At 38.0% G+C, this 13,324-nt stretch carries 8 protein-coding genes and 1 riboswitch; of the genes, 3 read left to right on the top strand and 5 right to left on the bottom strand.

Annotated elements, in window-relative coordinates:
* Positions 1-64: 64 nt before the first annotated feature.
* The 5 genes from AABJ51_RS11715 to AABJ51_RS11700 form a co-directional block, all read right to left on the bottom strand.
* Entirely contained in the window at positions 65-1,795 is a 1,731-nt protein-coding gene (locus tag AABJ51_RS11715) for a hypothetical protein (protein WP_026627027.1), read from the bottom strand.
* A gap of 267 nt (positions 1,796-2,062) precedes the next feature.
* Entirely contained in the window at positions 2,063-2,320 is a 258-nt protein-coding gene (locus AABJ51_RS19400) for a cysteine-rich CWC family protein (protein ID WP_157279434.1), read from the bottom strand.
* A 188-nt stretch (positions 2,321-2,508) separates the two neighbouring features.
* A riboswitch (cobalamin riboswitch) is annotated at positions 2,509-2,717 on the bottom strand.
* 388 nt (positions 2,718-3,105) lie between these two features.
* The gene (locus AABJ51_RS11710; RefSeq protein ID WP_338372722.1) at positions 3,106-4,881 is read right to left on the bottom strand and encodes a TonB-dependent receptor; all 1,776 of its coding nucleotides are present in this window, start codon (positions 4,879-4,881) and stop codon (positions 3,106-3,108) included.
* Between the two features lie 52 nt (positions 4,882-4,933).
* A complete protein-coding gene (locus AABJ51_RS11705; protein WP_338372721.1) occupies positions 4,934-7,933 on the bottom strand; it encodes a tetratricopeptide repeat protein in 3,000 nt (999 codons plus the stop codon).
* Between the two features lie 100 nt (positions 7,934-8,033).
* Entirely contained in the window at positions 8,034-8,582 is a 549-nt protein-coding gene (locus AABJ51_RS11700) for an NUDIX hydrolase (protein WP_026627030.1), read from the bottom strand.
* A 326-nt stretch (positions 8,583-8,908) separates the two neighbouring features.
* Here AABJ51_RS11700 and AABJ51_RS11695 point away from each other — a divergent pair, with 326 nt between their 5' ends.
* From AABJ51_RS11695 to AABJ51_RS11685, 3 genes are all read left to right on the top strand, one after another.
* The gene (locus tag AABJ51_RS11695) at positions 8,909-9,334 is read left to right on the top strand and encodes a cysteine peptidase family C39 domain-containing protein (RefSeq protein ID WP_026627031.1); all 426 of its coding nucleotides are present in this window, start codon (positions 8,909-8,911) and stop codon (positions 9,332-9,334) included.
* Positions 9,335-9,752: 418 nt separating this feature from the next.
* Positions 9,753-11,948 carry a peptidase domain-containing ABC transporter gene (locus tag AABJ51_RS11690; protein ID WP_338372720.1) on the top strand — a complete coding sequence of 732 codons (2,196 nt, stop codon included), beginning with the start codon at positions 9,753-9,755 and terminating at the stop codon, positions 11,946-11,948.
* Positions 11,949-13,256, top strand: coding sequence for an HlyD family secretion protein (locus AABJ51_RS11685; protein WP_338372718.1), 1,308 nt, complete (start codon positions 11,949-11,951; stop codon positions 13,254-13,256).
* Positions 13,257-13,324: the final 68 nt, after the last annotated feature.

The following is a 13,324-nucleotide window of genomic DNA, read 5'->3' as shown; positions in this document are numbered from 1 at the left end:
GACCTGTTTGTTATTTCAGCGACAGAATAACTCATCAGCAATGAGTTATTCTGTTGCTTATTTATTATTCGTTGATCAGAGAGAATAATTCTTCAGCGGCCATTCTTGGACCGTCTTTGGTTAGTCCGTCTATGGCCAGAGATGTGTGGATTTCTCCGATTTTAACACCATTCTCTTTCATCTTGCCAAAATACTTGCGAACCAGAGTTTCTGCCAGAGATTGTTCCTGAACAGGACCGAATGGATTTGCAAAGTATGATTTTACAAGACCGACTTCGGATGTTGTACCTTTTGCCTTGCGTGCTCCGGCTTCGAATACATCAATCGCATTGGTAAGGTCGTCAAAGAAGTTGATCTTTTTTTCTGATTCGCTGTAGTTATTAGCGTATAGCATATAGTCTACTGTATATCCTTTAGAAATTACTTCGTAGGTTGCAACCGGAATTGTAACACGGGCATTGATCTTATCTGGATTACTGTAAATACCTCGGTCGAGTTGTTGATATGCGTATGCGGGGTCAAGATCGTCTACACGGACGAAAGCTCCGATTTCTGTTCCGTATCCTTTTACCGATCCGTCTTTTTCGATATTCAGATATCCCATATCATCAAAAATTATTCGCATGTGGCGGATGTATTTTTCGTTTAATGTACGGAATGCTTCCAAACTTTCTGATTTTCCGGCTCCACTATCTCCCATTATAATGATGTTCGATTCTTTACCGTTTTTAAGGGCGATATTTACCATTGCTCCATGTATCGGAAGACGTTTATTTTCCATCTGTTTGATGTTGTGGAGAGTCAACAGCATTTTTTTCATATATCCGAAATAATCGATATCGTCGCAGTAATTAGCGTATCCGATCATGATATCGTTTTTCTTGTCCTTGTAGTAGAAGGTTCTCTTTTCTTCGTGTCCGTCAGGATATCCGAATATATAGATCATGTCGGGTTTTTTACCTATATAGCTGCTTTCTACTGCAAGTTCAAACAGGTTGGATAATCCTAAACCGTGATCGATGAAGTCTTTATGGAAATATACGAAAGTGAGCATATTACCGACCCAAGCAGGAAATATATACCAGTCGTTATCATTTAATGTAAGATTAGCAATAGGATTAGTCTCGTGTTCGTGGAAAATTCCCGAACGGGTATTACGTTTTGTGTAAGTAATCAATGGCGGTTGGAATATAACAGTGCTGATAAACGGCACAGCTGATAGTCCGGTATATTCAACAGGGCAGTTCCATGTAACGTTGTTCAGCGTTAGTCCGGCATTTGCTCCCGCAACCAATTGACGGTACACTCTATGCTGAGATCCCATAATGGTTTCTTCGATCCGACGGTATGTTGCCAGAATAAGATCGTTAAACTGGTCGTTGGCCTGTATAAATCTTACATTTTGCAAGCCATCTCCTAAACTGTTGTTGCGTACGATAGAGATACGTTCCAGACGTCTCCAGTATCCGTATAGCAGTTCGATCAATTCGATAAACAGATTCTTGTCATGGAAGTGTTCCGAGTATTTATTGTTTACTTTCAGAACTTCTCCTTCGTCACAAACTGTAAGAAATTTGAATACCTGTATCAATGTGGTTGCAAATTCATCATCGTTCTTAAAATTCTTGCTGTATTGATCGTAAATAATTACATTATCTTTTTTCAATACCTGAATAAATGAGTCTATCACCCGTCTAAAGCCGTAGCTATTCAACAATTTCTGACGATTATCGCAGTATTTTACTGAGAAATTGATCATTGCCTTTCCCCGGCTGATGGTAAATTCGTTTTGCATTGCTATTTATTTTGTTTATGAGTAATTCTTATTTTTAAGTAACAAAAAGTATTAATGATATATTTTAAAGTAATAACTGACTTATTATACTTAGAAAGTCCTAAATGATCTCTAAGGTGCGGTACAAATAGGGCATCTAAGTTGTATGTTTATCTGTAAAAATGTTGACTGATGTACCGCAATATGCTTTCAAATTTAAGAATTTCAATTGTAAAAGTAACCCTGCCATTCTTTTAATTTTGTCTAAAAACTCTTATTTATAATTGCTTATGAGTCCTTTTGTAATATCGGGTTGTCACTTTGGCTTTTAAACGATTCTTCTTTCGACCCTGCGTCGTTATGTATTAGCTGTTCTATGTTTTGATTAATGTTTGTGAGACAATCGAAACATAAACATTTTCCCCAGTGCTGTTTTATATATTCCCGCACTCCATCGTTTAATATTATTTTGCCGCAATTACAGAGCCTGATATTATCAACACGACAGACAAACACGGTGGCACATCTAGGGCATATCTTTTCCATATCTGTTTTGGTTATTATCATCTTTGAATTTAAAGATAGCATAACTTTTTTAGTACCCGAAAGTATTTAATGACGCACTTGAAGATAGTAACTATTTCTAGTTTCATCCTTCATCGGTCAATAAAACGTTTTGCGGCTTTAGTTGAGCTATTTATCGGAAATGTAAACTTTATAACCCGAAAGTTTTCATCCAAGTAAATGTTCTGGCAGGTCTTCTGACTTACTCTTATTTTAGAATCACCTTCCCATCTGTTTTACAGATAGTGGTATCGGGAGTATTTCTAAAACAATATTTGTAGAGTTTACAGCAGCGGGTCTGTTCAGGACTTACACCTGATTCCCTTTTCACCATTCTTTATTGAATAAAAAGGATGGCACCAAAACGTTGCAAATATAGAAAATAACTTTGGTTAGAGTATTGCCTTAATAAAAAAAATCTTTTCTGAAACCAGAAAAGATTTTCCTTTAAGAATGTGCCTTTTGTTGAAGGAGAGTCTACAGCTACAGAGTATTACTCTGCGCAGTACAAGGTCTAGGTATTTTTTGCTTTTTTCGGCTTTCTAATAGCCTATAGGGCAGCAACAGCTAGTATACTCGTTTTATCCTTTATTAGATTCGGAAGATAATAATTGATCCTTAAATTTTTTGTTATACAAAATAATTAAAACTTTATGTAACGCAATATAATCAAAATCTCCTTTTTTTATAAAAAATTACTGAGAAATGTCGCTGTTTTGAATTTTTGAATTTTACAAATATTTGATTATTAGATTTTTGAGTTTGATTTAAAAAGTGAGGTTGAATCCTGCCGAAGCATTTATTCCTTGCAAGGTGTAGCCGTAATATCGTTCATATTTCTGGCTTAGCACATTATTAACCTTCGCATATAATGACAACCATTCCAAGACATGGTAACTCGCCTTGAAGTTTAGCTCGTTGATACTTTTCATACTTGTAGCTCCTGTGCCGTTCCAAGTCTTTCTTCCTCCTTCAAATTGATAGTTGGCTGTCAGAATAAGATTTTCGATAAACGAAAAATCCGCATTGAAGTCAAATGTCAATGTTGGCAGTCCCCAGGCCTTTTTCTCACTGAAAACTATATCATTCGAATATTTGCTCAGGTTATAAAAGTGTGCGATTGCTTTTATCGATAAATCGGTGTATGGAATAAGTTTTGTTTTGATGGCTCCGCCGAAGTGTCCTTCTCCCATATTGGCATATAGAACATCACTCACATTGTTCCATGATGTAGTCTGTGTCTGTATATACAGATGATTGTCGTTAGTATATTTGTAACCGCCGAATATATCGAATTCGAAACCGGTGATTGCTCCCGAACGGATCCCCAGCCGTGCATCATATAATGTTTTGGAGATGTTCACACGTCCAATAGGATTGATATAACGGTTTTCTTTATAAATATTGATAAAGCTGTTGTCGTTGATTCCTCCGTCAACATTCAGATACAGCAGGCTGTTGTCATTAAAGTTCCAAGATAAATCGACAGTCGGAGCAACAGCAAATTTATTACTGGCATCGATAGCCCAGTTGATATTTGCTCCAATAAGAAGCCTTACATCTCCGTTATCTATTTTCAGATAAGGATTGGCTCTCAATATGGTCAGATTATGATACAGGTCGTTTTGTTCGTTGCTGTAGTTATTAGTATGCCCATCGTATTTTTGGTAGAACAGGTTTCCTCTGATACCTACTTTCTTATCGGAAAAGAATGGCTGAGACAAATCGACTTTTGCATCTATAATATTTCCTCTTGGACCATCTTCTGCCATATCAGAAGAATATTTTGATGAAAAGCGGTTGTATTTAAGACTGGCCGAGTAATTCAGATTGTCACTGGACTCTATTGAATTGACTCCGGTTTCTACTTCGAATATATTTACCGATTGGTTTTCCGATACATTCTTATTGTCGGCACTAACTATATTAGCACTAGGTGAGAAGGTAGAAAATATATTAGGATTACCGTAATAGTTGAATCCGTTGTTGAGGAACGATCCGCTTAGATACCATGTTGCAGTTTCGAATTTATGGCTGTAACGGGCTTTTATGAAATTTTCCATGTTCTTGGCTTTTTCTTCATCGTAAGCTTCTGTGCCGTTCAGATATTTGATTTTTCCATTCGTAGAATTATGTGTTCCGAAAAGGTCTAACTGGTCATTGGGCGCATCTACGATACGGTAACCTAAAGCTCCTTCGAGATTAGAATACATACCGGCTCCGAAGTTGAGGTATCCTCTTTGTTTGGAAGATGTAATTCCTGTGCGGATATCTCCCGATCCGGTGTCACCTATAGGGTATGATGCAAAGTTTACTGAAGGGGCTGCATTTTCGAACCGTATATCGTACTGTTTCTTCTGTGGTTCATGCAATGCCGGTAAAGTGTTTATTTTAGAAGCATCCTGTATGGTTGGAGTGTACTCTCTTTCCAAAGACACCTGACGATTGAGCAGTGTATCTTTTGCGGCTGTCTGTGCGTCAATCGATTGTATCGCATAAACAGCTATAATGCTTGATATGATGGTTTTGTATGTAATATTCATCGTTTCTGGTATTTGTGGTCTCAGACCTCTTTATAACTTATTTTTAACCTGCTTATTTGTTTAGTGACGCAAGACGTTCGCTGATCATAGTTCTTATGTCGGATTCATCGCCTGTATAATTTGCATTGAGACTTTCAAGATATTGTTTTGCCTGAAACTTATCTCCTTTTGCTTTATACGTGTCTGATAATACGATAATAGCTCTGGCCAGCCAATAAGCATGAGGTGTTCCTTGCTTCATTAACGATAAAACTTGCAGTTCTGCTTTGTCATAGGATTTAGCTTTGAAGTAAGTTTCTGCTAACAAGTAGTGAGCTTCCGAACCATAAATACTGCGGGTATCGGTTGCTGCTTTGGTCAGGTCTTCTGTGGCTTTGCTTGTGGCTGATGTAGCTAAATATGCTTTGGCTCTGGCCAGGCGGGCTTCGCTGATTACTTCCGGCGAAGTTTTGTCCGAAGATAAAAGCTGGGTTGCCACAGTTATTATTTCATTGTTGTTACCGGAAGTCCCTGCTGTTTTAAGGATTCCGAGTTGAGCGGCATTCCGTTCTTCGGCATTGACTGCTGCTCTTTCGAGTTGCTTGAAGGTATTGTATGCCGATTGAGAATCGTTATTCGCCAGCTGTATTTCTCCTATGTGAAGAAGGGCTTTGCTCAGATTTTTAGCATTACCCGATTGTACTGTCCGGTTAAATTCCGAGAGGGCTGTCGAGTTGTCTTTTTTCTCGTAAGCTACGATTCCTATATAATAATGTGCATCACCGGTAAATTGACCGTTGGGATGCGATTGCAAATACTTCTTCATGGCATTGACTGCTTCTGCCGACCGTCCTTTCATATATACATTTTCTGCGGCAAGATATGTCAATGAATCCTGACGGCTTGTAGATATGATAACTCCCGATCCTAAAGAATTGGCATAATTGGCATAAGATGATATATCATTCATATCACGATAGATGCCTTCGAGACTTTGCAATGCGATACGGGCTTCTTCTGTATTTTTATTGATGTCGACTACTTTCTTGTATGCGGCGATAGCCTGATTGGTTTGGTTGATATTGTAATAAGACTGACCGAGTAGAACTCCTGCTTTTGCCGCAATATTTGAGTCAGGATATTTATTCAGCATTTGACTTAATACGGAGGTTGCATCCTGTTCCCTGTTTAACATCACCAATGCTCGGCTTTTTTCGTACATGGCATCATCAACATACTGAGATTCGGGATATTTGCGAATCATGGCATCCAATGCAGATATCTTTCCATTGTAATTATGTTGAAGCCCCATGACAAATGCTTTTTGAAACTCTGCGTATTCGGCACTTTGTTGATTGTTGTTTGACGCTTGAGCATAAGCACGTTCAGCCTCTCTAAAATTACGGCTGTACAGATAACAGTCTCCGATACGGTTTAGAGCATCGGCATAAGTAAGATTTTGTCTGTTTTTTTCCTGCGAAACATATTGACGGAAACTATTCAGAGAGTTCGGATATTGTTTTTCTTTGAAAAAACTATATCCCAAATTGTATAATGCAGAGGTGTAATTTTCGGCAGATGGGGTTGTCTGTGATATATATGACTGGTAATCTTTGGTTGCTGTTGTGTATTCATTCTTTCGGTAGTAGCTTTCTCCTCTCCAGAAATAAGCTTCGTTTTTCGATTTGATATCGTAGTTACCCATGCTTATACAGTTGTTGAAACGCTGGATTGCATTATCGTATTTACCATCGATGAAGTCCTGAGCCCCTAATTGGAAAAGAATAGTTTGTTTAGCTTCCAATATTTGTTGTCCCGGATTACGCATCTGGTCGATAACATTTAAAGCCGCCTGATAATTTTTAGTGGCAAGAAGCGTTGAAGCCAACTGCTTATTAATCTCGTTAACATATCTCGAGTTAGGATATTCTTGTAGAAAACGTTGCAGCACAGTTATCGATTGGTCAAATACCGACAATGATGTCTTGTGTACAAGCATCGCATAATTATACAGAGCGACTTCGCTGACAGCAGGATCGAACTGAACGCGTGATGCCGCGTCGAAAGCCATTAACGCATTGGTATTATCGTTTATTTTCAGATAATTTTGTCCGAGGAGCATATAAGATGCCTGTCCCAATTTGTCTTCTTTGGATGCAGCAAACTGTAATGCCCTGATCGCATCCTGTGGCGATCCGGACTGAGAATACGCTGTTCCGAGCTGGAACATATCTTCTCTGAAAGGTTTATCTGTTTTGCTCAGGTATTTTTCATAAAACGAAATAGCTTCTTGTTGTTGTCCCTGACGATAGTAACTGTTTCCTAGGATACGGTATACTTCGCCGGAATTTTGATTATCTGGATAACTGTTCAGATAATTCAGTCCGGCGGTGATCGCACCATTGAGATCTCCTTTCAGAAATTGACCTTGTGTGATAAAAAACAGTGATTGTTCTTTGTATTCGGGTACATTTTTCAACTTTCCGAAAACATTGAGTGCTTCGTCGTAATTTCCATCGTGAAAATCGATATACGCCTTATAATATGTAGCGGGTTCGTAATACCTGTTGCTGTTTTTTGCCAGTGTGCTGAACCTGTTATAGGCTTCGGCCTTGTTGCCTTGTTGCAGATTAGAATATGCAGAACGGAAGGTATAATCTTCCTGATCGTTGAGGCTGAGGTAGGAAACATCGGATTGTTTGAACCAGTATAAGGCTTTATCCCACTCTTTGTCTTTGAAAAATGAAGATCCGATATAAAAGCAAATATCATTGCGGTGATACGATTCGGGATATGTGTCGAGGTATTCACGCAGAACAATTGCGGCATTTTCTTTTCCTCTGAAATAAGATGAGGCTGCAATCATGTAATCGGCTTCGAGAAGCAGGCTTTTGTCTTTGCTCGATTGTTTGAACTCGGTCAGTGTATTTTCTGCTCCTGTGTAATTATTATTGAGGAACATCTCTTTCCCCTGAATAAATAGTCTGGCGGGCAATTCATTGGTAATGCTTTTCTGTGCATTCGAGAATTGAATAGATGATGCAATCCCGACTATAAAGAATATTTTTTTCATATATTTTCTAACTAAGGTCTCAGACCTCTTTATTGCTTTGGTTGATAAATATCCAAAGCCTGTTATAATATTAAGTTTAATGATTTTTAAGTAAATCCGTTTACTCAATAGTCAGCAAGAAAGTATCGGATCTTAGTTTTTCGATTCCCTTCTTTACTGATTCCAACCCAAAAAGAGCCGGATCCAGATCTCCTATCGGTATAAACTGTAATGCGGCAACATCGTCGTGAGCCTTGAATGAACTGTCGTCATCGGTATTACATAAGAAAAACATATCGGTAGTTTGTACCTCAAATCCCGAATACATATAGGTATTAGGAATAGAAAAAAGATATTTCACCGATGTTATGCTCAGGCTTGTTTCTTCCAGCACTTCTCTAATAACAGCTTCCTCTCCTGTTTCGTTCATATCAACAAATCCTCCCGGAAGATCAAATGTCCCTTTAGCGGGGTCGTTTGCTCTGGTTGCCACTAATAATTCTTTATTCTTGTTGATAATAACCGCCACAGTTGCTGACGAAGGATTGAAGTAATAAATGAAGCCGCAGTCTTCGCAGCGTTTAGACTTAAAATTGTTTTCTACAAAATGGTTTGACCCGCACTTGGGGCAATACCGGAATAAATGTAATGGATGTTCTTTTTCTGGCATAACGAAATAGTTTTACACTTAAACCACAAAGATAGCTAAATAAAAAGATATGATTAATGGAGATATTTTTTTACTCTAAAAGGAAAGAAAAAAGAGAAAAAAAAGAGGTTTTTTAATTAAAAAAGGAAGTGTATTTGTAATTTATAGGGTGAAAAATGTAATACTTAACCCGTTTTTTTTGTGTTTTTTTGCATATCCATAACTCTAGGATTGTGTAAGTGTAAAGAAAATATGATTAAAATATTATAAGGAGGTGATGATAAAAGCCTTTCCTTTGTCAGGGTAAATGTGGATGTTGTATAATAATTTTATAGTTTCAGTGTCATATGAAGGCTTCTCATTTTTATATAGTAAATTTAGTATCTTCTTTTTTATCAGCCCGTAATATTGTTCATAATAGAAATGTTTTGAAGGTTCAGTACGAATTTGAGCCTAAGAAGTCTTCAATTGTTACAATTGCGAATTTGTTAAAAGATTATGATTTGCAGAGCCGGACTTATCTGGCCGATTTCGATACTTTGCAAAAAGAGCGGAAAAATGCATTCCTGCATCTTAGAATCAGTGATGGACGTTTCGTTATGTTAAAAAATATAAGTACAGACGGCAATGTTACCTTTTTTGATCCGGTTATCAATAAGAATATACAGATTTCTAAACCGGCTTTCCTTAAACTTTGGAGTAATGTTGTTATCTATTCAAATGAAAGTGTTGTGAAGAGTAGTAATAAAAAATGTGAGAAAGTAAGATCCTGATTTTACATCCTCTCATAAATTTTTAAGGTGGTTTGATTCATTCAAACCACTTTTTTTTTAAGTAAGAAAAGAATAATGAGCAACAAGAGGTGCTTGGTGACATACTTTAATGCGATAATATACTTTAGCTGTTATGCTTGCAAATTCAACAATTGACAATCGCCGAAGCAAAGGCGAGTCAAATAGGTTTGAGACTTAAATGTTCTTTTATCCGGCTTCCGAAATGTCCTGTTTTTTTAATACATTAGCAGGATTTTACAAAGCTATAATAAACCTTGAGTCTTTTTGATTGCGGATGGTCGCAGTGTTGGTATATTTATTAAGGTCGGAATACTTTTTGATCTTTAGGAAACATAACAACATATAGTTAAATCGAAATAATATATCGTTAAAACTTACAGTTACTTACTATTATAATATGCGAAAATTTCCTCACTACAAGCAACACGATGCAATGGATTGCGGTCCTACATGTTTACGTATGATTGCAGCTTTTTATGGTAGGCATTATTCTTTGGAACGACTTAGGCAGAAATCCCGTATTACAAAAGAAGGAGTTTCATTGTTGGGTGTTAGTGAGGCCGCCGAATCGCTCGGATTCAGAACTATGGGGGTAAGCATCTCTTTCGAACAGCTTTGTGAAGCCCCACTGCCTTGCATTGTGTTTTGGAATCAACAGCATTTTGTTGTTGTTTACGATATAAAAAAGCATAAGAATGGTTTTACTGTGTATGTAGCCGATCCTGCCGGAGAAAGGCTTAAGTATACTCAGGATGAATTTTGCCGCAATTGGATCTCTACCGAAGACGAGGGAGTTCCTCATGGCATAGCTTTGCTGCTGGAGCCTTCCCCTGAATTTTACAGTTATGAAGGAGAGACTGAGCACCGTACAGGATTTCGATTTCTCTTTTCTTACCTGAGACCATACAAAAAAATGGTGGTTCAATTGATACTGGGATTGATATTGGGTAGTTTGTTGTTGCTGATTTTACCTTTTCTATCACAGGCGGTAGTTGATATCGGAATTAGTACCTATAATCTGAATTTTGTTTATTTAGTACTTGCGGCTCAGTTGGTTTTAACGTTTAGTAATGCTACGGTTCAGTTTATCAGAGGATGGATATTATTGCATCTGGGTAGCCGTATTAATATTGCGCTGATATCCGATTACTTGATTAAGCTTACCCGTATGCCGATGGGGTATTTCGATACTAAGATGGTGGGAGATATTCTTCAGCGAATAAATGATCATACCCGCATACAGGATTACCTTACCAATTCGAGTCTGAATGTTTTATTCTCGTTTTTTAATATTGTTATTCTGGGATTGGTGCTTGCTTTTTATAGCTTGAAGATATTTGCCATATTTATCATAGGCAGCCTTTTGTATTTTTTATGGGTCTGGTTATTCATGAAAAAAAGAGCAGAATTGGATCATAAAAATTTTGCGCAGCAATCTGCTAATCAGAGCACAGTCATACAACTTATAACAGGCATGCAGGAAATAAAACTGAATGCATGCGAACAGCAAAAGAGATGGGGGTGGGAAGCAATACAAGCACGCCTTTTTAGAATAAGGGTCAAGGGAATGGCTTTGAGTCAGTATCAGGATTCGGGAGCTATATTTATAAATCAAACAAAAAATATACTGATTACGGCATTGGTCGCAAAATTCGTTATCGATGGGGAGATGACTATCGGTATGATGGTTGCCGTACAATATATAATTGGGCAGTTGAATAGTCCGGTAGACCAGATTATTGAATTCGCCAGAAAAACTCAGGATGCCCGTTTGAGTCTCGATCGTTTGAGCGACTTACAGACTCAGGAAGATGAAGCGACTCTTGACGACAGCCGTATTCAAGAGATCCCATCCGGGAAAAATCTGCTAGCCGGAGGACTGTACTTTGCTTACGATGGTACATCAGAAGGTATTTATGTGTTGAATGATGTCGGAATAATGATTCCATCCGGGAAAAAAACAGCAATAGTGGGAACCAGCGGGAGCGGCAAAACAACCCTTCTGAAATTATTCTTAGGATATTATCCCCCGCAAAAAGGAATCATTTTATTGGGAGAGAACCGATTAGATAATTATAGCCGCAAAGAATGGAGAAGTCGTTGCGGTATAGTGATGCAGGAAGGTTTTATATTTTCGGACAGTATCGCCCGTAATATTGCTCCGGCAGCTGAAATTATTGATAAAGAGCGGCTGCTGATGGCTGCGACAATGGCTAATCTATCCGATTTTATAGACTCTCTGCCTTTGGGGTATAATACTAAGATAGGTAATGACGGACATGGGCTTAGTCAGGGACAAAAACAACGGATACTCATCGCACGAGCGATTTACAAAGATCCCGAATTTGTCTTTCTGGATGAGGCGACCAATGCTCTCGATGCCAATAACGAAAAAGTGATAATGGAAAATCTGAATAAGTTTTTCAAAGGTCGTACATCCATAATTGTAGCTCACCGATTGAGCACAGTGCGTGATGCCGACCAGATTATAGTACTTGACAAAGGGAAGGTGGTGGAAGTGGGGACTCACGACGATTTATCGGAAAAGAAAGGTGCTTATTATCACTTAGTAAAGAATCAATTGGAATTATAAATGAAAGAGTCTAAACATAAAAATATAGAATTAAGGAGCGATGAGGTTAAAGATATTCTTGCTCGTCCGCCGCACTCATTGGTACGTTATGGTACAACAGTGATTTTTGTTGTACTGGGATTGATTTTTGTAGGATGCTTTATCTTTCGTTATCCCGATATTGTGACGGGAAGTGTAAGTGTTACAACCCAAAATCCCCCTTCGTGGCTTTTGGCAAAATCGACCGGTAGACTGAAAGACCTTTATATATCCGATAAGCAGTTTGTAAAACAAGGCGATCTGATTGCTGTCATTGATAATCCGGCATCAACAGAAGATGTAAAAGCTGTAAAGAGATATCTGCAGACCGAAACAATTGTGTCTGACTCTGTTGTCTTACTGTCTCAAGATTTACTTAACCATACGTATGAATTGGGTGAATTGCAGGCTTCATTCTCGGATTTTATAAAAGCTGCAGTTAATTACGAGAATTTTGTGTCATTGAATTTGACTAAGCAGGATGAGGTTTCTATCCGTCAGCAGATACAAGGACGAACTGTTTATACTTCGAACCTGAATACTCAGTTAGACCTGAAGCGAAAGGAATTAGCTTTAGCTAAATCAACCTATGATAGAGATAAGCAATTGTACGAAAAAGGAGTGTTGTCTAAATCGGAAGTCGAAGAGTCGGAGAAAACTTATCTGGGGCTCAGATTGGTTCTGCAACAACTTGAAGCAACTATATTATCAGAAAAAATAGAAAATAATAAGCTGTCTAGTTCTGCTTCAAAACTAACGGTCGAGTATCTTCAGGATAAAAACAGTAAACACTCCGAACTGGTTTCTGCGTATCGAGAACTGGTGTCGGAAATCGAAACTTGGGAACAAAAGTATATGCTGATTACACCTCAGTCAGGAGTTGTGACGTTTAATTCTTATTGGACAAAAAATCAGATAGTAAGTACCGGAGACAAGGTATTTGTTGTAGTGCCTGCCAATCAGGGAGACCTGATCGGTAAGGTTGAGATTCCCGAATCCGGAGCAGGGAAGATAAAAATAGGACAATTGGCAAATCTGAAAATATCAGGATATCCGTATCTCGAATATGGAGTTTTGCAGGGAACCGTCAAAAGTATTTCGTTGGTGGCTAACCAGAATAAGTATGCCGTAGAGATTGCTCTTTGTTCGGGTATGAAATCGACTACGGGTGCAGTATTTAATTTTACAGGGGAACTGAATGGTACCGCCGAAATTGTAACTGAAGACCGTTCATTGGCTAATCGCATATTGTCTCCTTTGAAATATCTTCTGACAAATAATTTTAAGTAGATAATATATGTTTCTCAACATACCTCAATTTTTTATAATCTTTTATAAGATTATTATAGGAGGGTTGA

It is taken from the genome of Indolivaga capnocytophagoides (genome assembly GCF_036511535.1).
Lineage (GTDB): Bacteria > Bacteroidota > Bacteroidia > Bacteroidales > Dysgonomonadaceae > Dysgonomonas_A > Dysgonomonas_A capnocytophagoides.
The sequence above is the reverse complement of the archived record's forward strand: the minus strand, read 5'-3'. Positions and strand labels throughout refer to the sequence as shown.